The organism is Streptomyces sp. H51 (assembly GCF_035656535.1).
Lineage (GTDB): Bacteria > Actinomycetota > Actinomycetes > Streptomycetales > Streptomycetaceae > Streptomyces.
On record NZ_JAYMHD010000020.1, the window covers coordinates 181837 to 203393 of the forward strand.

The following is a 21557-nucleotide window of genomic DNA, read 5'->3' on the forward strand; positions in this document are numbered from 1 at the left end:
CCGGTCAGGGAAACCACAGATCTGAACCTCCGGTCATGGTGGGTGTAGCTCAGCTGGTAGAGCACCTGGTTGTGGTCCAGGATGTCGCGGGTTCGAGTCCCGTCACTCACCCTGAGTCATCAGCCGGTGACCTCGCGAAAGCGAGGTCACCGGCTGACTCGTTCCCCGGAGGCCCACGTGCGCGCCGACATCATCGGCACCCCTCGCCTCGGCCTTCTCCCGCTGCGCGTCGACCATGCCGACGAGATGGCCGCCGTGCTGTCGGACCCCGCCCTGCACACCTTCACCGGCGGCTCCCCCGCCGCCCCCGACGCCCTGCGGACCCGCTACGAACGTCTCGTCGCCGGATCCCCCGACCCGGCCGTCTCCTGGTTGAACTGGGTGCTGCACAGCCGCACGGACGCCTGCCTGGTGGGAACCGTCCAGGCCACGGTCGCCGGACCGGTCGCGGAGATCGCCTGGGTCGTCGGCACTCCCTGGCAGGGCCGCGGCCACGCCCGCGAGGCGGCCCGCGCCCTCGTCGACTGGCTGGGCCGGCGCTCCACGCGCACGGTGATCGCCCACATCCACCCCGCCCACGCGGCCTCCGCCGCCGTAGCCACGGCCGCGGGACTGGCGCCGACGGACGAGGAACGGGACGGGGAGACCCGCTGGCGCCTCGACCTGCGCGCCTGACGCCCCCACCGCGCGGTCCCCGGCGGCAACGGACGACATCCTCGGAGACACCGGTGCGGACGACGCATCGGCGGCACCGGGTGGATCACGTCCTCACCGGTGCCGGGCCGGGCAGCGGACGGCCGCCGGGCCTGTCGCCTGCCGGGCCGGGCAGCGGACGGCCGCCGGGCCGATCGCCTGCCGGGCCGGGCAGCGGACGGCCGCCGGGCCTGTCGCCTGCCGGGCCGGGCAGCGGACGGCCGCCGGGCCTGTCGCCTGCCGGGCCGGGCAGCGGACGGCCGCCGGGCCGATCGCCTGCCGGGCCGGGCAGCGGACGGCCGCCGGGCCGATCGCCTGCCGGGCCGGGCAGCGGACGGCCGCCGGGCCGATCGCCTGCCGCTCAGCGGCCGGTCAGGACGACGCTCGCGGTACCAGTTCGGTCGCCAGGACCATCTGGCGGCGCTCCAGACCGCGCGACACGGCAGGGCGGCGGTCGGCGATCTCCGACATCAGGAGGTCGATCATGCGGCGGCCCATCTCCGCGATCGGCTGGCGGACACTGGTCAGCGGCGGGTCCATGTGGCGGGCTATCGCCGAGTCGTCGTAACCGACCAGGGCCACGTCCTCGGGAATGCGGCGGCCCTCCTCGCGCAGCACCTGACGGGCGCCGGCCGCCATGACGTCCGAGCCCGCGAAGACGGCGTCCAGGTCCGGAGAGCGGTCCAGCAGCTTCTTCATCGCCCGGCGGCCGCCCTCCTCCGTGAAGTCGCCCGGCTCGATCAGCCGCTCGTCGACCTCCTGCCCCGCGTCGCGCAGCGCGTCGCGGTAGCCGTCGACACGGCGCTGGGCACCGTAGACGTCGAGGCGGCCGGTGATGTGGGCGATCTTGCGGTGGCCGCGGGACAGCAGGTGCTCCACGGCCGAGCGCCCGCCGCCGTAGTTGTCCGAGTCCACCGACGTCAGCGTCTCCGCGGCCGACCGGGGACCGCTGATCACCGCCGGGATCTCCAGCTGCGCCAGCATGTCGGGCAGCGGGTCGTCCGCGTGCACCGACACCAGCAGGACACCGTCCACCCGGTGCGCGGCCAGGTACTCCGCCAGGCGGCGGCGCTCGCGGTCGCTGCCGGCGAATATCAGCAGCAGCTGCATCTCCGTGTCCGACAACGCGGCGCCGACGCCCTTGAGCATGTCGGAGAAGTACGGCTCGGCGAAGAAACGCGTCTCCGGCTCGGGCACGACCAGGGCGATCGCGTCGGTCCGGTTGGCGGCGAGCGCACGGGCCGCCGTGTTCGGCACGTAGCCCAGCTCCGCGACCGCGGCCTCGACGGCGGCACGCGTCGCCTCGCTCACCCGCGGCGACCCGTTGATCACCCGGGAGACCGTGCCCCGGCCCACACCGGCGCGGGCGGCGACCTCCTCGAGGGTGGGCCGCCCGCCGCTGCGCCCCCGCACTCCGTGGCTTGCCATGGGCTCCGCCGCCTTCCCGCCGTCATCATCACGCTGGCCTTGGAATCTAACAGTCCCGCCCCTTACGGTGACCTGCCCCGGGGGCCGCCGCGCGGCACCCCCGCCCGGGTGCCCGGCGGGCAACCGCGACACCGGGCGATCCGCGAAAGCAGCGGACTCTACGATTCCAGTTAACAGGCCGATAACTGAACGCATCTCGCGGCGTCCGCTCCCTTGACACCCCCGCCCGAACCGACGAACCTTCAACACATCACCTGTGGGAGCGCTCCCACGGTACCTGACACATACATGTCCCGCACGTTCCCCGCCCGAGCCGCAGCAAGAAAACGGGCCCAACAGTGCAGTTGGCCGGGGGGTCGGCACGTCAGGCAACAGGAGGACGCACATGCGTACGAGTACCCGGCTGGTGGCCTTCGCGGCCGTCGCCGCGCTGACCACAGGCCTGCTGGCCGGCTGCGCCAATGACTCGGACGACGACTCGTCGGGCTCGAACAGTGGTGGTGACGCCAAGGGCAAGACCACCCTGACGATAGGCACCTTCGGTGTCTTCGGCTACAAGCAGGCCGGCCTGTACGACGAGTACATGAAGCTGCACCCGAACATCTCCATCAAGGAGAACGTCACCACCAGGACCGACGTGTACTGGCCCAAGGTGCTCACCCGCCTGCAGGCCGGCTCCGGCACGGACGACATCCAGGCGATCGAGGTCGGCAACATCACCGAGGCCGTGCAGACGCAGGCCGACAAGTTCGTGGACCTCGGCAAGGAGGTCGACAAGTCGCAGTGGCTGGAGTGGAAGAACGCCCAGGCCACCACCAAGGACGGCAAGCTGATCGGCCTCGGCACCGACGTCGGTCCGATGGCGATCTGCTACCGCAAGGACCTGTTCAAGAAGGCCGGCCTGGAGACCGACCGCACCAAGCTCGCCGCGCAGTGGAAGGGCGACTGGGCGAAGTACGTCGACCTCGGCAAGCAGTACATGAAGAAGGCGCCGAGCGGCACGAAGTACGTCGACTCCGCCTCCTCCGTCTACAACGCGGCGCTCGGCGGCGGCAGCGAGCGGTACTACGACAAGGACGGCAACGTCATCTGGGAGAAGTCCGACGGCGTGAAGAAGGCCTGGGACGCCGCGATGACCGTGGCGACCAGCAACATGTCCGCGAAGCTGAAGCAGTTCGACAAGCCGTGGGACCAGGGCTTCGCCAACGGCACCTTCGCGACGGTGGCCTGCCCGGCGTGGATGATCGGCTACATCGAGCAGAAGTCGGGTGACTCCGGCAAGGGCAACTGGGACGTGGCGGCGGCGCCGACCGCGGCCAACTGGGGCGGCTCCTTCGTCGGCGTGCCGACGGCGGGCAAGCACCAGAAGGAGGCCATCGCCCTGGCGAAGTGGCTGACCGCGCCCGAACAGCAGGCGAAGGTGTTCGCCAAGCAGGCGAGCTTCCCGTCCACCCCGTCGGCGTACGCGAGCCTGAAGCCGGCCGCCGAGACCACCTCGTACTTCTCCGACGCGCCGATCACCCAGATCTTCGGCGACTCGGCGAAGACCATCCCGGTCCAGTACTTCGGCGTCAAGGACCAGCCGATCAACACCGCGCTCACCGACGTCGGCATCCTCCAGGTCGAGCAGAAGGGCAAGTCGCCCTCGCAGGGCTGGGACGCCGCGAAGAGCGAGATCAAGGACGTGCTCGGCCAGTGAGCAGCTCCAAGCAGGCTCTCGCGCATCCCGCGACGAGCGCCGACGCCGCGCCCGGCATCACGCCGGGCGCGGCCCGGGGCGCTCACGGTCGTGGTACGCCGTCCGGGGGCTCCGGCTCCTGGCGCAGCCGGCTGTACCGCTGGGACATGAAGGCGTCGCCGTACGCGTTCATCGCCCCCTTCTTCGTCATCTTCGGCGCCTTCTCGCTCGTCCCGCTGCTGTACACGGCCTGGTACTCGCTGCACAACGTGCAGCTGTCGTCGCTCGACACGCAGACCTGGGCCGGTCTGGACAACTACAAGAACCTGCTGTCCTCGGACTTCTTCTGGAACGCGCTGAAGAACACGCTCACCATCGGCGTGATCTCCACCGTGCCGCAGTTGCTCGCGGCGATCGGGCTCGCGCACATGCTGAACTACAAGCTGCGCGGTTCGACCGCGTGGCGGGTCGTGATGCTCACTCCGTACGCCACCTCGGTGGCGGCGGCGACCCTGGTGTTCACGCTGCTGTACTCGTGGGACGGCGGCCTGGTCAACTGGCTGCTGGGCTTCATCGGTATCGATCCGGTCAACTGGCGTGAGGCGGACTGGGGTTCGCAGTTCGCGGTGTCCTCGATCGTGATCTGGCGGTGGACCGGGTACAACGCGCTGATCTACCTGGCGGCGATGCAGGCGATCCCGACCGACCTGTACGAGTCGGCGGCCATCGACGGTGCCAACCGCTGGGAGCAGTTCCGTCACGTGACGATCCCGATGCTGCGGCCGACGATCCTGTTCACGGTGGTCGTGTCCACGATCGGCGCCACGCAGCTGTTCGGTGAGCCGCTGCTGTTCGGCGGGGTGAGCGGTTCCAAGGGCGGCTCCGAGCACCAGTACCAGACGCTCGGCCTGTACATGTACGACCAGGGCTGGATCATCGGCAACCTCGGCAAGGCGTCCGCGATCGCCTGGTCGATGTTCCTGATCCTGTTGATCATCGCCGGGATCAATCTGCTGATCAACCGACGTCTGAGGAAGACCCATGACGGCTAGTGAACTGACGTTGCCTCAGTCGAAGGTGAAGGGCGGCGGCCGGAAGTCCCGGCACCGGGTGATGGGCGCGGGCAAGCAGCTGGACGCCGGCCCGGTCACCTACGTGGTGCTGACGCTGTTCGCGCTGGTCTCGCTGGCCCCGCTGGTGTGGACGGCGATCGCGGCCTCGCGCACCGACCAGCGCCTGGCGCAGACGCCGCCGCCGCTGTGGTTCGGCGGGAACCTGTTCAAGAACCTGCAGACCGCGTGGGACGAGGCCGGGCTCGGCACGGCGATGGTGAACAGCACGCTCGTGGCGGGCACCATCACCATCAGCACGGTGCTGTTCTCCACGCTCGCCGGGTTCGCCTTCGCCAAGCTGAAGTTCAGGTTCTCCGGCGTGCTGCTGCTGCTGACCATCGGCACGATGATGATCCCGCCGCAGCTGGCCGTCGTACCGCTGTACCTGTGGATGTCGGACCTCGGCTGGTCGAACCAGCTCCAGACGGTCATCCTGCCGACGCTGGTCACCGCCTTCGGTACGTTCTTCATGCGGCAGTACCTGGTGCAGGCGCTGCCGAGCGAGCTGATCGAGGCGGCGCGGGTGGACGGCGCGAGCAGCCTGCGGATCGTGTGGCACGTGGTCTTCCCCGCGGCGCGGCCGGCCATGGCCGTGCTGGGTCTGCTGACGTTCGTGTTCGCCTGGAACGACTTCCTGTGGCCGATCATCGCCCTGAACCAGCAGAACCCGACCGTGCAGGTGGCGCTGAACTCGCTGGGCACGGGGTACGTCCCCGACCAGGCGGTGATCATGGCGGGTGCCCTGCTCGGCACGCTTCCGCTGCTCATCGCGTTCCTGCTGTTCGGCAAGCAGATCGTGGGCGGCATCATGCAGGGCGCGATCAAGGGCTGACGCGCCGCCGAGTCCCCGGGAGCCGGGTCAGCGCCGCCCCGGCCCCCTCTTCTCTTCTTCCTTCGACCCTTCGGTCTCCACGACCATTTTGGGAGCGCTTCCATGCCTGAGCCCGCAAAGCCGGCGACCCCGGTGACCTTTCCTCCCGCCTTCCTCTGGGGCGCCGCGACCTCCGCGTACCAGATCGAGGGGGCGGCTCGGGAGGACGGCCGTACGCCCTCGATCTGGGACACCTTCAGCCATACGCCGGGCAAGACGGCAGGCGGCGAGCACGGTGACATCGCTGTCGACCACTACCACCGTTACCGCGAGGACGTGGCGATGATGGCCGACCTCGGCCTGAACGCCTACCGTTTCTCGATCTCCTGGTCGCGGGTGCAGCCGACCGGCCGGGGCCCGGCCGTGCAGGTGGGGCTGGACTTCTACCGGCGGCTGGTGGACGAGCTGCTGGAGCGCGGCATCAAGCCGGCCGTCACCCTCTACCACTGGGACCTGCCGCAGGAGCTGGAGGACGCGGGCGGCTGGCCGGAGCGGGACACCGCGTTCCGGTTCGCCGAGTACGCCCAGATCGTCGGCGAGGCGCTGGGCGACCGGGTGGAGCAGTGGATCACCCTGAACGAGCCGTGGTGCAGCGCGTTCCTGGGCTACAGCTCGGGTGTGCACGCGCCGGGCCGTACGGAGCCGGAGGCCGCGCTGAGGGCCGCGCACCACCTGAACCTGGCGCACGGGCTGGGCACCACCGCCCTGCGGTCCGTCATGCCGGCCCGCAACCAGGTCGCGATCAGCCTGAACTCGTCGGTGGTGCGGCCGCTGTCGCAGACCCCTGCCGACCTGGCGGCGGTCCGCAGGATCGACGACCTGGCCAACGGCGTCTTCCACGGCCCGATCCTGCACGGCGCCTACCCCGGGACCCTGTTCGAGGCGACCGCGTCGGTCACCGACTGGTCGTACGTCCTCGACGGTGACCTGCGCGTGATCCAGCAGCCGCTGGACGCGCTGGGCCTGAACTACTACACGCCGACCCTGGTGTCCGCGACGGACGCCGACGCGCGCGCGCCGCGGGCCGACGGACACGGCGCGAGCGACCACTCGCCCTGGCCGGGCGCGGACGACGTGGCCTTCCACCAGACGCCGGGCGAGCGCACGGAGATGGGCTGGACCATCGACCCGACGGGCCTGCACGAGCTGATCATGCGCTACACCCGGGAGGCGCCGGGCCTGCCGCTGTACATCACCGAGAACGGCGCGGCCTACGACGACAAGCCCGACCCGGACGGCCGCGTCCACGACCCGGAGCGGATCGCCTACCTGCACGGCCACCTGGCGGCGGTGCGCCGGGCCATCACCGACGGCGCGGACGTGCGCGGCTACTTCCTGTGGTCCCTGATGGACAACTTCGAGTGGGCGTACGGCTACGGCAAGCGCTTCGGCGCGGTGTACGTCGACTACGCGACGCTGGCCCGCACGCCGAAGTCGAGCGCCCACTGGTACGGCAAGGCGGCGCGCACCGGCTCGCTGCCGCCGGTGGAGGCCGCCTGAGCGCGGGGCTCCGAGAACGGGGTCCCCGGAAGCGGGGAACGGGGCGCGGCGCCTGTGAGGGGCGCCGCGCCCCGTTCCTTTCCCCCGGCGGCCCCGGCACCCGGCTCGGCGCCGCCGTCGCGCCGCCGGGGCCGGGGGTTCAGCGGGCGCGGGCGGTGCGCCTGCGGCGACGTACGGTTCCGCGGTGGCCCAGCCGGGCGGGCGGGCGCTCCCGTGCGTAGAGCTGGATCCGGACGCGCACCTCGGTGCCGCCCAGCACCGAGGAGCCGATCCGCAGATCGCCGCCGGTCGACTCGGCGAGGCGGCGCACGATGTCCAGGCCCAGGCCGGTCGAGCCGTCGGCGCCGGATCCGCGCCCGCGGGCCACGGCCGCCTCCGGGTCGGTGATGCCCGGCCCGGCGTCGGACACGAGCACGATCACCGCGTCCTCGCCGTTGTGCAGGTCGACGGCGAAGGCGGTGCCCTCCGGGGTGTGCCGGAAGACGTTGCCGAGCAGCGCGTCCAGGGCGGCCGCGAGGTCCGGGCGGGCCACGGGTATGCGCACCGGCCGGTCGGCGCCGGCCACCCGCCACTTGCGGCCCTCGTCCTCCGCGAGCGCCGACCAGAACGCCATCCGCTCCCGGACGACCTCGGCCGCGTCGCATCCGGCGCCGGGGCCGGCGGCCGCGGTCTGCGGCTTGGCCTCGCGGGCGGTGCGGATGATGATGTCGACCTCGCGCTCCAGCTGGGCGACGGCCGCGCGGGTCTGCTCGGCGGCGGGCCCGTCGCCGAGCGAGGCCGCGTTGAGCCGCAGCACGGTCAGCGGGGTGCGCAGCCGGTGCGACAGGTCGGCGGCCAGCTCCCTTTCGTTGGCGAGGAGTTGGACGACCTGGTCGGCCATCGAGTTGAACGCCACGGCCGCGAGCCGCAGTTCGGCCGGTCCGTCCTCCGGCACGCGGGCGCCCAGCTTGCCCTCCCCCAGGTCGTGCGCGCCCTCGGCCAGGCGCTGGGCGGGCCGCACCATGCGGACGCCCAGCCGGTCGGCGACCGCGACCGAGCCGACGACGAGCGCGGCGCCGACGGCGGCGAGCACCGCCCAGGCCGTGCCGACGCCGTTGCTGACCTCGGACTCGGGGACGTACACCTCGACGACGGCGATCGTGCCGGAGCTCAGCGCGACCGGCTGGAGCAGCGTGGACCCGCCGGGGACCTCGGTGGTGGAGGCGCGGCCCAGCCTCCGCACGGTGGCGATGTCCGCGTCGGCGGCGCGCTGCCGGCCGAGGTCGACGGCCGCCCTGCCGTCGGCCGGCGGTATGTGCACGGCCATACCGGCGTCCGAGCCGGCCGAGGCGACGACCTTCTCCAACTGGCCGCGGTCGGTGGTGATGGACAGCGCCGGGGCGAGGGCGGCGGCCTCCCGCTCGGCGCCCGAGAACGCGCGGTCGCGGGCCATCTCCTGGACGACCAGACCGAGCGGCACCGCGAAGGCGACCACGACCATGGCGGTGACCGCGAGGCAGACCTTGACCAGGGCCCACCTCATCGCGGCTGCGCCGGGGGCGGGTCGGCGGGCGGCTCCAGTTTCACGCCGACACCGCGCAGGGTGTGCAGGTAGCGGGGGTGCGCGGCGGTCTCGCCCAGCTTGCGGCGCAGCCACGACAGGTGGACGTCGATGGTCTGGTCGTCGCCGTAGGACTGCCGCCACACCTCGGCGAGCAGTTCCTTGCGGGGGACGACGACGCCGGGGCGGCCGGCCAGGAAGGCGAGCAGGTCGAACTCGCGGCGGGTGAGGGCGAGTCGGACGCCGTCCAGTTCGGCCCGGCGGCGCAGCGGGTCGACGGTCAGGCCGCCGACCCGCAGGACGCCGGAGTGCGGGGCCTCCCCGGCGGCCGGGCGGGACCGTCTGAGGACGGCCGCCATCCGCGCGGACAGGTGCTCGACGGAGAACGGCTTGGTCAGGTAGTCGTCCGCGCCCGCGTTCAGCAGCCGGACGATCTCCGCCTCGTCGTCGCGGGCGGTGGCGATGATCACGGGCACGTCGGTGATGCCGCGCAGCATCTTCAGGGCCTCGGACCCGTCCAGGTCGGGCAGACCGAGGTCCAGGACGACGACGTCGAACCGGAAGTGGGCGACCTCGCGCAGCGCCTCCAGCGCCGTGCCGACGCTGCGCACCGTGTGGGCGGCGTCGGTCAGGTGCCGGATCAGCGCCGAGCGCACGAACTGGTCGTCCTCGACCACTAGCACACTTGCCATGCGCGGCACCGTACGCCATGCGGGCGCACCTCACCGGGGCCTGTGGACAACTCCCGCCGAGTGCGGCTCCCGGGGCCGGTGGGGCAGTATGACGGGCGATGCGCAGAGGACTCGTACACGTACTGGCGTGGTTGCTGGCCACCGGCGCGGCGGTCACGCTGTCGTGGTTCGGCGTCCACACCGTGCTGGCGGGCACGGCGTACGACCCGCCGCGCGCCCTGCCCGTCACGGCGGCGGGCGGGGCCGCACGGGAGGCGGAGCCGCGGGCGTCGTCGACGCGGCGGCCGTCCCCGCCGGCGAGCCCCTCGCACCGGCGGTCCGCGGCCCCGACGCCCACGCCGGCGCCGTCGTCGTCGCGGACCCCGGCGACGCGGACCGGCCCGTCCGCGACCGCCGCCGGCCGGGTCAGGAGCTACGACACCGAAGGCGGCCGGGCGGTGTTCGACCTGGGCGAGGCGTCCGCGACGCTGGTGTCGGCGACGCCGGGTGCGGGGTGGTCGATGCGGGTGTGGAAGACGGAGTCGTGGATCCGGGTGGAGTTCGCCTCGGGCGCGGACCGGGTGTCGGTGTTCTGCACCTGGCACGACGGCCCACCGCACGTGGACATCGGCACCTACTGAGCCGGTTCCGGCGGTGGCGCACCGAGGGCGTCAACGGAACACCCAGGGCGTCAGCGGAACACCGAGGGCGGCGGTGCCGGGGAGGCGACCGCCGCGGCGTCCGTGACGGCGGCCGCACCGCCGGTGAAGTCGCGCAGCGCGCGGCCGTGTTCGACCCTGCCGGGGTGCGGGTCCCCGGCCGCCTTCCGGGTCAGCTCGGCGACCGGCAGCGGGGCGTCGGAGGCGACGAGGACGGCGTTGCCGAACCGCTTGCCGCGCAGCACCGTCGGGTCGGCGACCAGGGCGAGTTCGGGGAAGCGGGCGGCGGCGGTGGCGATCTGGCCGCGCAGGTGGGCGAGCGGCGGCCCGTCGGCGAGGTTCGCGGCGTACAGGCCACCCGGCCGCAGCGCCCGGCGGACCTCGTCGAGGAACTCGGTGGAGGTCAGGTGGGCAGGCGTGCGGGCCCCGCTGAAGACATCGGCGACGATCAGGTCGGCCCAGCCGTCGGGCACCTTGCGCAGGCCCTCGCGGGCGTCGGCGCAGCGCACCCGTATCCGCGCGTTCGGTTCCAACGGCAGCTCACGGCGCACCAGTCGGACCAGTGCCGCGTCGCGCTCGACGACCTGCTGGGTGGAGCGGGGGCGGGTGGCGGCGACGTAACGGGCGAGGGTGAGCGCCCCGCCGCCCAGGTGCACGGCGTGGATGGGCTTCCCGGCCGGCGCGGCGAGGTCGACGACGTGTCCGAACCGGCGCTGGTACTCGAAGGAGAGACGGGCCGGGTCGTCGAGGTCGACGTGCGACTGCGGCGCGCCGTCGATGAGCAGCGTCCAGGCGCGCGCCCGGTCCCGGTCGGGTACGAGTTCGGCGAGCCCGCCGTCGACGGCCTCGACGACGACGTGTGCGGCACCGCTCCCGCGCCGGGCGTTCCTGGGCTTTCCCATGGCGGCCATTGTCGCAACCGGCGGACGGCGCCGCCCTCGGGGCCCGGGTCAGTGGCAGTTGTCGGCGGCCTCGATCATGCGGGCCGCCTCTCCCAGCGCCCGGCGCAGTACGGCCGGGTCGGTGGCGGGGTCCGCCTCGCCGGGCGGCAGCAGCCAGTCCGCCCCCTCCACCGGCGGCTCGGGGTCCTGGCTCAGGCCCAGCGCCTCGGTCTCCGTGCAGGTGCTGCCCGGCACGTCCCACGCGGCGGCCGTGCCGGGCGGGACCACGAAGCCGAGCGTGTCGCCGCCGTCGTCGTGCAGCACGGGCCCGACCGCGTCGCACGCGCCGCGCCGCAGGATGTCGACCGCCTCCAGCCCCTGCCGCGCCGGAACCGTCACCACGTCGCAGCCGGGGGCGGCAGGCGGCGGACCGCCGCGCTCCGGGGCCGGCGGGGGCCCCGCGGTCGTCAGCGGTGTGTGCGGCGTCCGCGCCGTCTGCGGTCCGGTGCTCTGTCTGGTCTTCATCCCGGCCTCCACCACGCAACTCCTTGCAACGAGCGGGCGGCTCGGGAGTCGGGCGGCTCCCGGCCCACGGGGTTCAACGCGCCAGGGCGTCAACGGCTACGGCGGAAGTCCGCCGTAAGGGATGGCAGTTCATGGCAGATCGTGGGGGAGACGTCCGATTTGCCGCCAAACCCTGCGTGGTGGGTCCGGTACAGCGAGTACCTTCTTCCCCGCCGGAAACAGGGGGACGGCCCCGGCAACGGGGCCGGCTCACCACAGGTCCGGCATGGTTCGACGGTTCGCGAGGAAGGACCCGGCCATGGTGTCGTCGAAGGGGTCAGCGTCCGCACCCGCGGGGCAGCCACGGCCGAACCTCGTCTTCCGGCGGTTGCGCGGGCGGCGCTCGCCGGCCGAGTTCGCCGCGGCGGTGCGGCGGGCGGCCCGCGAGATCGGTGAACGGGTGAGCTGCGACGCGCGCTACATCGGCCGGGTCGAGGCGGGCGAGATCCGGTGCCCGAACTACGCCTACGAGCGGGTGTTCCTGCACATGTTCCCCGGCCGCACGCTCACCGACCTGGGGTTCGTGCCGCGTTCGTCCGTACGCGGGCGCGGGGCGCGCACCGCCGAGGACCCGCCCCTGGCGCAGCCGGCGGCCTCGGCGCCCGCCGCGGATGAGACGAGGGTCGCCTTCGGGCCGTATGACACGCAGGACCGGAAAGACACACCCGAGCACCACGAGAATCACGAGGAGAGCGACGTGCTGCGTCGCGGATTCATGACCGGCGGGGGCGCCACGGTGGCCGCCGCCTCGCTGGTGGGCCCCCTGGGGCTCGCCCTCGACGCCGCGGCCGCGGAGCGGCCCGTCCGGCGCCCGGGGGCGAGCGACGCGGGCGCCCTGGAGGAAGCCGTGCGCCGGATCCGGCTGCTCGACGACCGACACGGCGCCGACGGCCTCTACCGGCGCGCGGCTGCCCCGTTGCGCGCCGCGTACGCGCTGCTGGACGCCGGCGCGACCCGTCAGGCGACCGCCGACCGGCTCCACTCGGGCGCGGGCGAACTGGCCATCTCGGTGGGCTGGCTGGCGCACGACTCGGGGCGCTACGACGACGCCCGTTCGCACTACGCGGAGGCGCTCGCGACCGCCCGGATGACCGGTGACGACGCCCTGGAGGCACACGCCTTCTGCAACATGGCGTTCCTCGCGCGCGACGCCGGCCGGCCGCGCGAGGCGGTGCGGGCCGCACAGGCGGCGCAGCGCGTCGCCCGCTCCCTGGGATCGCACCGGCTGATGTCGCTGCTGGCGCTGCGCGAGGCCGGCGGCTGGGCGGGGCTGGCCGACCGCACCGGCTGCGAACAGGCCCTCGCCCGCGCGCAGGCCCTCCACGACCGCGGCCCCTCGGACGCCGACCCCGAGTGGATGAGCTTCTACGGGGAGGCCGAGCTGGAGGGGCTGGAGGCGCAGTGCTGGTCGGCGCTGGGCGACTGGCCGCGCGCCGCCCGGCACGCGCGCCGGGCGGCGCGCCTTCAGGACCCGCACTTCACCCGCAACATCGCGCTGTACACCGCGGAGCTGGCGGACGACCTCGCGCGCGGCGGCCGTCCGGACGAGGCCGCGGCGGCGGGCACGCGGGTGCTGGACCTGCTGGGCCAGGTCCAGTCGTCGCGCGTGCAGACCATGCTGGCGGGCACAGCCCGGGTGCTGCTGCCGCACCGGCGGGCATCGGGAGTCGCCCCCTTCCTGGAACGCCACGCCTCCTCCCCCCGCCCCACCTGATCCCGCACGCCCCCGACAGCGGGCGCGCAGGCCTACCGCCCGCGACGGCGGGCCACCCCGGGAGGGCGAGCGGCACACGGCCGGGCCGCCCGGAGCCCGCCGTCCGCGACCGCGCGGACGACATCGGCCGCGAGGCGACGGGTGCCGGTCCGGGGCCCGCCCGTCGGCCACGAGCCCACGTGCGGGCCCGGACCGGAAAGGCACGCGGGCAGGCCCAGGCGGCCGCGGGCACTACGTGGACGCGGGCCACCCCGGCGAAGCGCGGGCGGCCCGCGCCGGTCCGCGGGGGAAGCCGCCCACGACCGCGCGGAGCACGTCGGCCCGCGAGGCGACGGGCGGGCCGGGCGGACGCCAAGCTGATCGTGCCGTGCCGTGCCGCGAGCGCTGCGCGGCAACGGGCGCCCCGGGGAAGCGCCGGTGGCCCGGGCGCGGGGCCGGCCCGCCGTCCACGACCGCACGGACGACATCGCCCACGAACACCACGCAACGAGCCGGACCGGGCCCGGACCAGGAAGACGCCGGACAGTCCGAACGCCCCGCGAGCCCTGCGCCGCAGCAGACGACCCGGACCGCACCGGCAGCCCAGGCCCGAAGCCCACCGCCCACAACCCACGGACGACATCGCCCACGAACACGACGCAACGAGCCGGACCGGGCCCGGACCAGGAAGACGCCGGACAGTCCGAACGCCCCGCGAGCCCTGCGCCGCAGCAGACGACCCGGACCGCACCGGCAGCCCAGGCCCGAAGCCCACCGCCCACAACCCACGGACGACATCGCCCACGAACACGACGCAGCAGACGACCCGGACCGCACCGGCAGCCCAGGCCCGAAGCCCACCGCCCACAACCCACGGACGACATCGCCCACGAACACGACGCAACGAGCCGGGAAGGCGCCGGGCGCCGGGCAGGGCGCGAGCGGTGCGCGGACGCGGGCTGTCGCGTCCGCGGGGTCCTGGGCTACGGCGTCAGGTGGCCGGAGTCGTTCCAGCTCTCTATGGCGGGCTCGCCGTAGGCCCAGCCGAGGACCGACAGGGAGGCGGGGCTGAGCCTGATGCGGGCGGCGAAGGCGAGCGGCAGGCCCAGCCAGCGGGCGCCGATGGTCCGCAGGATGTGCCCGTGCGCGAACACGAGCACGTCGCGGTCCTCGGCCCGTGCCCAGGCCACCACCTCGTCCGCCCGGGCGGTCACCTCGGCCGGGCTCTCGCCCTCCGGCACTCCGTCGCGCCAGATCAGCCAGCCCGGCCGGAGGGCCTGGATGTCGCCCGGGGTCATGCCCTCGTACGCGCCGTAGTCCCACTCCATGAGCGTGTCCCAGGCCTGCGCCCGCTCGCCGAACCCGGCGAGCCGGCAGGTCTCGCGCGCGCGTGCCAGCGGGCTGGTGCGGACCTCGACGCCGGGCAGCCCCGCGAAGGGGACGCGCCGCAGCCGCTCGCCGAGCAGCTCGGCGCCGCGCCGGCCCTCCTCCAGCAGCGGTACGTCGGTCCTGCCGGTGTGCTTGCCGGACATCGACCACTCGGTCTGTCCGTGCCGGGCCAGCAGGATGCGCGGTGCCATGGAAGGGGCCTTTCCGGGTGGGTCCGAGGGGGAGGGCGTCCATCATCGCCTACGCCGCCCAGGGGCAACCCGGCGGGCGATGCCGGCGTCTATGAGGTCCGGGGGGCTCCCCCGGGATGCCGTACGACGCCGTAAAGTGACACGTCCCGATCAACGGGCACGCGCCAGAGCGAAGGGGGAGGGGATCGGATGCCGCAGACCGAGACACCGGGCACGGAGGCGGCCCGCACCCGCCTGCGCTGGTGGACGGAACTGCCGCTGATCCTGCTCGTCTACGCCTGCTACTCCGCCGGCCGGCTGCTCGCCCGCGGCGACACCGCGAGCGCCGTCGACCACGGCCTGTCGATCCTGCAGATCGAGAAGGTCCTGCACATCAACGCCGAGCACCCGCTCAACCGCCTGTTCACGCGCGAGGCGTGGCTCGGCGTGCCGGCCGACTTCTGGTACGCGTCGCTGCACTACCTGGTCACGCCCGCGGTCCTCATCTGGCTGTTCCGCTCGCGCGCCCGGTTCTACCGGGCGGCCCGCACCTGGCTGATGACGTCCACCTTCATCGGCCTGATCGGCTTCACGCTGCTGCCGACCTGCCCGCCCCGCCTGCTGTCGGCGGGCCACGGCTTCGTCGACACGATGGCCCAGTACAGCTCGTACGGCTGGTGGGGCGCCGCCGCCAGCGCCCCCAAGGGCCTCGGCGGCATGACGAACCAGTACGCGGCGATGCCCAGCCTGCACGTGGGCTGGTCGCTGTGGTGCGGGGTGATGCTGTGGCGCCACGGCGGGACGCGCGCCGCCCGGGTCGCCGGGGTCGCCTACCCGCTGCTGACCACCGTCGTGGTCATGGGCACCGCCAACCACTACTTCCTCGACGCGGTCGCGGGCGCCTGTGTGATGGGCGTGGGTCTGCTGCTGGCGCCGTACGTGATGCGCCGCGCGGACGTGCTCCGGGCGCGGGTCCCGTTCGCCGCCCGGCTCTCCGGCGCCTCCGGTTCCCCGATTGTCAGTGCCGGATGCCAGACTTCCGCGGGTGAGCGAATTCCACGTCAGCGCGAGTCCCGGACCGGAGCCGGAGCCGGGCCGGACGCCTCTTCCACCGACGCGGGAGAAGGCGCTCCGGCAGCGGCTCGCTGAGCTGCGGGGGCCCGGCGTACCGGCCAAGGCGCTGGACGCGCGGGCCCTGGCGGCCCTCGCCGCCAACCCGGGCTGCAGACGGCGCGCGATCCTCGACGGCGCCGGGGTGAACAAGGCGGCGCTGGCGGGCGCGCTGGGCTCGCCGTCGGTCTTCGGGCAGTCCCAGTTCGCGTTCGTGCGGGGCAACGCCTTCGAGGCGAAGGTCAAGGCGGACGGCGGCGCCGAGCTGCTGCGGCTGGTGCGCGAGAAGCTGGACCGGACCGCCGAGCCGCCCGTCGGCGCGCGCGTGCCCGATCTGGCCGCCACCGGCCCCGAGGGCCGCGCCGCCCGTACGGCGCTGGCGCTGCGCGAGGCCGCCGCGGCCCCGGGCGAGTGGACCCTGCTCGACCATCCGATGCTCGCGCTCGACGTGGCCGGCTCCCCCGCGTTCCTGGAGCCGGACGCGGTGGTGGTGCACCCCGACGGCAGCTGGACGGTCGTGGAGATCAAGTCCTTCCCGATGCTGGACGGCTCCGCCGACCCGGCGAAGGTGGGTGCGGCGGCCCGGCAGGCCGCGGTGTACGTGCTGGCCCTGGAGGAGGTGGCCGGCCGCCTCGACCCGGCGCCCGAGGTGCGGCACCGGATCCTCCTGGTGTGCCCCAAGGACTTCTCCAACCTGCCCACCGCCTCCGCCGTCGACGTCCGCAAGCAGCACGCGGTCACCCGTCGGCAGCTCGCCCGCCTCACCCGCGTACAGGACATCGCCGACGAGCTGCCCGAGGGCACCTGCTTCTCCCCCGAGCTGCCCGCCGCCGAGCTGACGGCGGCGGTGGAGTCGGTGCCGGCGACGTACGCGCCGGAGTGCCTGTCCTCCTGCGAGCTGGCCTTCCACTGCCGCGACCGCTCCCGGGCGGCCGGCTCGGTGACCTCCCTCGGCCGCCCGGTCCGCGCCGAACTGGGCGGCCTGCGCACGGTCGGGGAGGTCCTGGCGGCGGCCCGCGCGGAGGCCGGGGACCCCGATGATCCGGCCGTCGCGGCGCTGCGCCGGGCGGCACGGCTGCGAGCCGAGGCGCTGGGGGCCGGTGCGCCGGGGACGCCGGGGGCCGATGCGCTGCGGGCCGAGGTTCTGGGGGCAGAGGCGCTGGGGGCCGTGACCGCGGGAGGTGCGGCCCGATGACCGCGGTACCCGCCACGGACCCCGGGCGCCCCGCGGGCCGCCCGCACCGCCACGCCGCGCCGGCACACCCCCGCGCGGACCGCCGGGATCACGGCGACGCGCCGGCCGGCCCCCGCCCGGAGGCCGCCCCGTGTCGCTGATCAGCACGCTCGCCCGGCTGGAGGCGGTCCGCTCCGGGCGCGCCCGGCCCGCCGCCACCGTCCGCCACCGCCACCTGTCCGAGCGGCCCCTGGTCCTCGTGCCGCTCACCACCGCCGGTGAGGCCGGCGCCCCGCTCGGCGCGCTCGTGGGCACCGAGCGGGACGCGCCGCGCCTGCTGGTGGTGGCGCAGCCGCGCGACCGGGACCTCAGGTTCGCCTTCCTCGCCGAACTGGCGGACATGGTCCTGCCGTACATCGAGGGCTACGCCGGGCAGGTGGAGGCGGCCGAGCGCACCGACACCGACCCGGAGACCGGCAAGCGGGTCAAGGTCGAGGTCGAACTGTGCGCCGACGCCCCGCAGTTGATCGTGCCGAGCCGCGCGGGCATCGACTTCGTACGGCTGCTCGGGCGCTCCATGCGGTTCCGGCGCACCGCGGAGCAGGACCCGGAGACCCCGTACCCCGCGCCGCCGCGCGTGCCGCTGCTCGGGCGGTGGCTGACCCACTACGCGGAGCGGGCCCGCATGCCGGGCTCCTCGCTGCTGCTGGCGATGACCGACGTCCTGGCCCGGCACTGGGCCACCGGCCAGTCCACCCTGGAGGACCAGCACCTCGGCGCGCTGCTCGCCTGGATCGCGCCTCCGGAGCAGGGTGCGACGGGCGCCGAGGCCGCGCTGCACGCCGAGCTCGCGCGGGACGCGCGCGGCCAGTTGCTGTGCCCCCCGGCCGGCCCGGCGACCGACCCGGCGTTCGACAACAAGCTGCTCGCCCCGGCCGTCGAGCGCTACGACCGCGCGCGCACCGCTCTCGCCGCCGCCGAGGACGGCCTGCAGGCGGACGACCGGCTCGCGGAACTCACCGCCGCCGAGCGGGAGATCGGCGCCCTGATCGAGAGCGTCACCCGGCCCACCTGGGAGCGGGTGTGGGACGGCCTCGCCCTGCTGCGCGCGCTGCCCGAGGGGGCGCACGTCGAGGAGCGGTGGACGCGCGACCGCTGGTCGTTCACCGGCCACCGCGACCGGGTCGCCGCGGGCGAGCCGCCGCAGCCGCGCCGGGACGACGCGGTGACCGCCGCGAACAAGCTGGCCGCGCGCGAGCGCGAGCAGGCCCGGCTGGAGGCGCAGGAGGCCCTCGACGATCCGCTGGTGATGGCCGGGCGCCGGCTGGCCGGGGAGGCCTTCGCCGGTGAGGTCACGGACGTGGTGATGGCGTACAGCGAGGGCAAGCGGCCCAGCCCCCGGCCGCTGGTCACCGTCCGCACGGACGACCGGCCGCAGCTGGGCGAGCGGGTGAAGGTGTACCGCTCGCTGGGCGGCAGGCCGCAGGCGGCGGAGTTCGCCGGGCGGGAGGACGACGGCCTGCTGGTGCTCCGGATCCTCGACAAGATGGGCCGCGGCAAGGAGCCCGAAGCCGGTTCGGTGCCGGAGAAGGGCGACCTGGTCTGCTTCACGCTGTTCGAGCACGAGCAGCGGGGCGGCCCGAAGCTGCCCGACCCCGAGCGGACGCCGTGGACGCACGGCGGGCCGCCCGGCGAGGCCGTCCCCGAGCCGGCCGACCCGACGACCGAGGAGGACGTCCTGTGACCGCCGTCTTCGACCCCGGCGCCGCGGCGGCCGCGGCCACCGGGGCGATCCTGCACGACACGTTGCACGGCACCGACCGGGGCGTGGTCGTGGACTCCCCGCCCGGCGCCGGGAAGTCCACGCTCGTGGTGCGGGCCGCGCTGGAACTGGCCGGCGCCGGGCGCCCGCTGATGGTGGTCGCGCAGACCAACGCCCAGGTCGACGACCTGGTGCTCAGGCTCGCGGAGAAGGACCCCGGGCTGCCGGTCGGCCGCCTGCACAGCAGCGACGCCGACCCGTACGACAAGGCGCTCGACGACCTGCCGAACGTGCGCAAGTCGGCGAAGGCCGCCGATCTGGCGGGGCTCGCCGTCGTGGTCTCCACCGCCGCGAAGTGGGCGCACGTCAAGGTCGACGAGCCGTGGCGGCACGCGATCGTCGACGAGGCGTACCAGATGCGTTCGGACGCGCTGCTCGCGGTGGCCGGCCTGTTCGAGCGGGCGCTGTTCGTGGGCGACCCGGGCCAGCTGGACCCGTTCTCGATCGTGGGCGGCGAGCAGTGGGCGGGGCTGTCGTACGACCCGTCGGCCTCCGCGGTGACGACCCTGCTCGCCCACAATCCCGGGCTGCCGCAGCACCGACTGCCGGTCTCCTGGCGGCTGCCGGCGTCGGCCGCGCCCCTGGTCTCCGACGCCTTCTACCCCTACACCCCGTTCCGCAGCGGCACCGGTCACGGCGACCGGCGGCTGGCCTTCGCCGTCCCGTCCGACGGTTCCGGCCCCGACCGGGTGATCGACGAAGCGGCCGAGTCGGGCTGGGGGCTGCTGGAGCTGCCGGCCCGGCACACGCCCCGCACCGACCCGGAGGCGGTGCGGGCGGTGGCGGCGGTCGTCCGGCGGCTGCTGGACCGCGGCGGCGCGGCGGTGTCCGAGCGCTCCGAGGCCCCGGCACCCCTGACGGCCGGCCGGATCGCCGTCGGCACGGCCCACCGCGACCAGGCGGCGGCCGTCCGCTCGGCGCTGGCCGACCTGGGCGTCGCGGACGTCACGGTCGACACCGCCAACCGCCTCCAGGGCCGCGAGTACGACGTCACAGTGGTCCTGCACCCGCTCTCCGGCCGCCCCGACGCGACCGCCTTCCACCTGGAGACGGGCCGCCTGTGCGTCCTGACCTCCCGGCACCGGCACGCCTGCATCGTGGTCTGCCGCGCCGGCGTGAGCGACCTGCTGGACGACTACCCCTCGACGGAACCGGTCCAGCTGGGCACGCTCGTGAAGTTCCCGGACGGCTGGGAGGCCAACCACGCGGTCCTGGCCCGCCTGGCCGAGCACCGCGTCCCGGTCCGGCCGTGACCGCCGCCCCCGTCGTCCGGGCGGCCGGGGAACATCCCCGGCCCGCGGGGAGTCGGCAGCGGCCGGGGGTTCCGGCCCTCTTGCGCGGGCGCGGGACAATGGACGGTGGCCCACGTACCGGCGGGTCGATCGTGACGTACGAGGAGGAGAAGACATGGCGGAGCCCACGCCGCGTCGGAACGAGCCGCGGCTACGCCCCGCGCCCCTGCTCTTCGAGCCCGCGGCGGCGGCCGCCGACCCGGAGCACTTCTTCGACCTGGAGTCGATCGACGACCCGCGGGCGCTGCTGGACCGCGCGACGGAGCTGACGCAGGCGTTCCGCGCGGCGGCGGACCGGGCGGTGGAGTTCCAGGCGATGGCGGCCGCGCAGCTGGCGGACCCGCGGCGGTTCGACCGGCTGACCCCGGCGGACATCGCGGAGCGCGCCGAGTGGACCGAGGACTACGCCAAGAAGATGGTCGAGTTCGGGCGGGACCTGATGAGCGGGGCCGAGGGGCGGGGGCACGCGGACCCGGTGCAGGGCGCGTAGCCGCGTTCGACGGCATATGCCAGGGGGGCAGGATACCCGCCCCCGCACCCGCCTGTCCCGGTTTTCGGCAACCGTACGGAACGGAGTGTTCACAGTCGGTAGACCTGGGCGGCATGAGCAGCTTGCGCCGCGAACCGTTTCCCGACCTCGACGACGCCCGCGGGACGACCGCGGACGGAGCCGCCTGGCTGGCCTCGGCCGGCACGTGTCCGCGCGGCACGCTCGCCCACTGGCGGGAGCGGCCCCAGGCCCCGGCCGTGCTGCCCTGCGGCTCGGTCTTCGACGTGGTCAGCGCCCCGGCACTGTTCGGGCGCCGGCTGGTCGACCGGCTGTGGGACGAGGGGCCGGGCTCGGGGCCGGTGGCGGTGTTCCGCGGCCGGATGCTGCTGTTCGCCGCGCCGGGCACCGCGCAGCGGCTGCCGTCGCTGGTGCGGTGGGAGGAGGAGTACGGGCGCTCGGGCGCGATCCCGCCGCTGCTGTGCCACGGCCACGGCGACGCGGTGACCGTGCCCGGCCCGCTGGGCGGCGCCACCTCCCCGACGTCCCGCTGGCTGGTCGTCCCGGACGCCCTCCGCCCCTGGCTGCCGGGGGCGGAGATCCTGCTGTGGGCGGCCGTCCGGGCGGCCCGCGCGGCCGTGCGGATATCGATTTTTCCTCCCGCCGACCAGGGTGCTAAGGTCTACGACGTCAGCAGGCGCCGCTAGCTCAGTTGGTTAGAGCAGCTGACTCTTAATCAGCGGGTCCGGGGTTCGAGTCCCTGGCGGCGCACGACACGAGAAGCCCCTCGCGGAAGCGAGGGGCTTCTCGCATGCCCACGACC

19 protein-coding genes and 2 tRNA genes are annotated in these 21557 nt (G+C 74.4%); 15 read left to right on the forward strand and 6 right to left on the reverse strand.

Annotation, left to right across the window (positions count from 1 at the left end; all coding sequences use genetic code 11):
• Nucleotides 1–38: 38 nt before the first annotated feature.
• Nucleotides 39–111, forward strand: a tRNA-His gene (locus VKA29_RS05435).
• 66 nt (nucleotides 112–177) lie between these two features.
• A complete protein-coding gene (locus tag VKA29_RS05440; protein WP_324784025.1) occupies nucleotides 178–675 on the forward strand; it encodes a GNAT family N-acetyltransferase in 498 nt (165 codons plus the stop codon).
• Between the two features lie 390 nt (nucleotides 676–1065).
• Here the strand turns inward: VKA29_RS05440 and VKA29_RS05445 are convergent, their stop codons facing one another.
• The gene (locus VKA29_RS05445; protein WP_324784026.1) at nucleotides 1066–2121 is read right to left on the reverse strand and encodes a LacI family DNA-binding transcriptional regulator; all 1056 of its coding nucleotides are present in this window, start codon (nucleotides 2119–2121) and stop codon (nucleotides 1066–1068) included.
• A 385-nt stretch (nucleotides 2122–2506) separates the two neighbouring features.
• On the opposite strand from VKA29_RS05445, the gene VKA29_RS05450 reads away from it, so the two are divergent.
• The 4 genes from VKA29_RS05450 to VKA29_RS05465 all read left to right on the forward strand — a co-directional run bounded on the left by VKA29_RS05450 (nucleotide 2507) and on the right by VKA29_RS05465 (nucleotide 7282).
• The gene (locus VKA29_RS05450) at nucleotides 2507–3820 is read left to right on the forward strand and encodes an ABC transporter substrate-binding protein (RefSeq protein ID WP_324784027.1); all 1314 of its coding nucleotides are present in this window, start codon (nucleotides 2507–2509) and stop codon (nucleotides 3818–3820) included.
• Nucleotides 3817–4851 (forward strand): sugar ABC transporter permease, encoded by a 1035-nt coding sequence (locus VKA29_RS05455; protein WP_324784028.1) that lies wholly within the window; start codon nucleotides 3817–3819, stop codon nucleotides 4849–4851. The genes VKA29_RS05450 and VKA29_RS05455 overlap by 4 nt, the downstream gene beginning before the upstream one ends.
• The gene (locus VKA29_RS05460; RefSeq protein ID WP_324784029.1) at nucleotides 4841–5743 is read left to right on the forward strand and encodes a carbohydrate ABC transporter permease; all 903 of its coding nucleotides are present in this window, start codon (nucleotides 4841–4843) and stop codon (nucleotides 5741–5743) included. The genes VKA29_RS05455 and VKA29_RS05460 overlap by 11 nt, the downstream gene beginning before the upstream one ends.
• A gap of 102 nt (nucleotides 5744–5845) precedes the next feature.
• Nucleotides 5846–7282 (forward strand): GH1 family beta-glucosidase, encoded by a 1437-nt coding sequence (locus tag VKA29_RS05465; protein WP_324784030.1) that lies wholly within the window; start codon nucleotides 5846–5848, stop codon nucleotides 7280–7282.
• A 139-nt stretch (nucleotides 7283–7421) separates the two neighbouring features.
• Here the strand turns inward: VKA29_RS05465 and VKA29_RS05470 are convergent, their stop codons facing one another.
• Together VKA29_RS05470 and VKA29_RS05475 are read right to left on the reverse strand one after the other, a co-directional pair.
• The gene (locus VKA29_RS05470; protein WP_324784031.1) at nucleotides 7422–8804 is read right to left on the reverse strand and encodes a HAMP domain-containing sensor histidine kinase; all 1383 of its coding nucleotides are present in this window, start codon (nucleotides 8802–8804) and stop codon (nucleotides 7422–7424) included.
• Nucleotides 8801–9514 (reverse strand): response regulator transcription factor, encoded by a 714-nt coding sequence (locus VKA29_RS05475; protein ID WP_324784032.1) that lies wholly within the window; start codon nucleotides 9512–9514, stop codon nucleotides 8801–8803. The genes VKA29_RS05470 and VKA29_RS05475 overlap by 4 nt, the downstream gene beginning before the upstream one ends.
• A gap of 98 nt (nucleotides 9515–9612) precedes the next feature.
• Here VKA29_RS05475 and VKA29_RS05480 point away from each other — a divergent pair, with 98 nt between their 5' ends.
• Nucleotides 9613–10134, forward strand: coding sequence for a hypothetical protein (locus tag VKA29_RS05480; RefSeq protein WP_324784033.1), 522 nt, complete (start codon nucleotides 9613–9615; stop codon nucleotides 10132–10134).
• Between the two features lie 50 nt (nucleotides 10135–10184).
• On the opposite strand, the gene VKA29_RS05485 is transcribed toward VKA29_RS05480, so the two are convergent.
• Together VKA29_RS05485 and VKA29_RS05490 are read right to left on the reverse strand one after the other, a co-directional pair.
• Entirely contained in the window at nucleotides 10185–11054 is an 870-nt protein-coding gene (locus VKA29_RS05485) for a fused MFS/spermidine synthase (protein WP_324784034.1), read from the reverse strand.
• 48 nt (nucleotides 11055–11102) lie between these two features.
• A complete protein-coding gene (locus VKA29_RS05490; RefSeq protein ID WP_324784035.1) occupies nucleotides 11103–11558 on the reverse strand; it encodes a hypothetical protein in 456 nt (151 codons plus the stop codon).
• 298 nt (nucleotides 11559–11856) lie between these two features.
• On the opposite strand from VKA29_RS05490, the gene VKA29_RS05495 reads away from it, so the two are divergent.
• Nucleotides 11857–13311: a tetratricopeptide repeat protein gene (locus tag VKA29_RS05495; protein ID WP_324784036.1), complete on the forward strand. Its 1455-nt coding sequence runs from the start codon at nucleotides 11857–11859 to the stop codon at nucleotides 13309–13311.
• 962 nt (nucleotides 13312–14273) lie between these two features.
• Here the strand turns inward: VKA29_RS05495 and VKA29_RS05500 are convergent.
• Nucleotides 14274–14870, reverse strand: coding sequence for a histidine phosphatase family protein (locus tag VKA29_RS05500; RefSeq protein ID WP_324784037.1), 597 nt, complete (start codon nucleotides 14868–14870; stop codon nucleotides 14274–14276).
• A 189-nt stretch (nucleotides 14871–15059) separates the two neighbouring features.
• Between VKA29_RS05500 and VKA29_RS05505 the strand changes: the two genes are divergently transcribed.
• The 7 genes from VKA29_RS05505 (at nucleotide 15060) to VKA29_RS05535 (ending at nucleotide 21505) form a co-directional block, all read left to right on the forward strand.
• The gene (locus tag VKA29_RS05505) at nucleotides 15060–15998 is read left to right on the forward strand and encodes a phosphatase PAP2 family protein (protein ID WP_324784038.1); all 939 of its coding nucleotides are present in this window, start codon (nucleotides 15060–15062) and stop codon (nucleotides 15996–15998) included.
• Nucleotides 15895–17154, forward strand: coding sequence for a hypothetical protein (locus tag VKA29_RS05510; protein WP_420718438.1), 1260 nt, complete (start codon nucleotides 15895–15897; stop codon nucleotides 17152–17154). The genes VKA29_RS05505 and VKA29_RS05510 overlap by 104 nt, the downstream gene beginning before the upstream one ends.
• Nucleotides 17155–17284: 130 nt before the next feature.
• Nucleotides 17285–18877, forward strand: coding sequence for a hypothetical protein (locus VKA29_RS05515; RefSeq protein WP_324784039.1), 1593 nt, complete (start codon nucleotides 17285–17287; stop codon nucleotides 18875–18877).
• Nucleotides 18874–20208 (forward strand): AAA domain-containing protein, encoded by a 1335-nt coding sequence (locus VKA29_RS05520; protein WP_324784040.1) that lies wholly within the window; start codon nucleotides 18874–18876, stop codon nucleotides 20206–20208. Before VKA29_RS05515 ends, VKA29_RS05520 begins: the two co-directional genes overlap by 4 nt.
• Nucleotides 20209–20362: 154 nt before the next feature.
• Nucleotides 20363–20737 carry a hypothetical protein gene (locus tag VKA29_RS05525; RefSeq protein WP_324784041.1) on the forward strand — a complete coding sequence of 125 codons (375 nt, stop codon included), beginning with the start codon at nucleotides 20363–20365 and terminating at the stop codon, nucleotides 20735–20737.
• Between the two features lie 113 nt (nucleotides 20738–20850).
• A complete protein-coding gene (locus VKA29_RS05530) occupies nucleotides 20851–21441 on the forward strand; it encodes a hypothetical protein (RefSeq protein ID WP_324784042.1) in 591 nt (196 codons plus the stop codon).
• Nucleotides 21432–21505, forward strand: a tRNA-Lys gene (locus VKA29_RS05535). The genes VKA29_RS05530 and VKA29_RS05535 overlap by 10 nt, the downstream gene beginning before the upstream one ends.
• The last annotated feature ends 52 nt before the right edge of the window (nucleotides 21506–21557 follow it).

Excerpts from the sequence above, each read along its gene's own strand:
- VKA29_RS05465 (WP_324784030.1), top strand. The coding sequence starts at position 5,846 with ATGCCTGAGCCCGCAAAGCCGGCGACCCCGGTGACCTTTCCTCCCGCC.
- VKA29_RS05475 (WP_324784032.1), bottom strand. The coding sequence starts at position 9,514 with ATGGCAAGTGTGCTAGTGGTCGAGGACGACCAGTTCGTGCGCTCGGCG.
- VKA29_RS05480 (WP_324784033.1), top strand. The coding sequence starts at position 9,613 with ATGCGCAGAGGACTCGTACACGTACTGGCGTGGTTGCTGGCCACCGGC.
- VKA29_RS05495 (WP_324784036.1), top strand. The coding sequence starts at position 11,857 with ATGGTGTCGTCGAAGGGGTCAGCGTCCGCACCCGCGGGGCAGCCACGG.
- VKA29_RS05490 (WP_324784035.1), bottom strand. The coding sequence starts at position 11,558 with ATGAAGACCAGACAGAGCACCGGACCGCAGACGGCGCGGACGCCGCAC.
- VKA29_RS05450 (WP_324784027.1), top strand. The coding sequence starts at position 2,507 with ATGCGTACGAGTACCCGGCTGGTGGCCTTCGCGGCCGTCGCCGCGCTG.
- VKA29_RS05445 (WP_324784026.1), bottom strand. The coding sequence starts at position 2,121 with ATGGCAAGCCACGGAGTGCGGGGGCGCAGCGGCGGGCGGCCCACCCTC.
- VKA29_RS05530 (WP_324784042.1), top strand. The coding sequence starts at position 20,851 with ATGAGCAGCTTGCGCCGCGAACCGTTTCCCGACCTCGACGACGCCCGC.
- VKA29_RS05485 (WP_324784034.1), bottom strand. The coding sequence starts at position 11,054 with ATGGGAAAGCCCAGGAACGCCCGGCGCGGGAGCGGTGCCGCACACGTC.
- VKA29_RS05525 (WP_324784041.1), top strand. The coding sequence starts at position 20,363 with ATGGCGGAGCCCACGCCGCGTCGGAACGAGCCGCGGCTACGCCCCGCG.
- VKA29_RS05460 (WP_324784029.1), top strand. The coding sequence starts at position 4,841 with ATGACGGCTAGTGAACTGACGTTGCCTCAGTCGAAGGTGAAGGGCGGC.
- VKA29_RS05505 (WP_324784038.1), top strand. The coding sequence starts at position 15,060 with ATGCCGCAGACCGAGACACCGGGCACGGAGGCGGCCCGCACCCGCCTG.
- VKA29_RS05500 (WP_324784037.1), bottom strand. The coding sequence starts at position 14,870 with ATGGCACCGCGCATCCTGCTGGCCCGGCACGGACAGACCGAGTGGTCG.
- VKA29_RS05470 (WP_324784031.1), bottom strand. The coding sequence starts at position 8,804 with ATGAGGTGGGCCCTGGTCAAGGTCTGCCTCGCGGTCACCGCCATGGTC.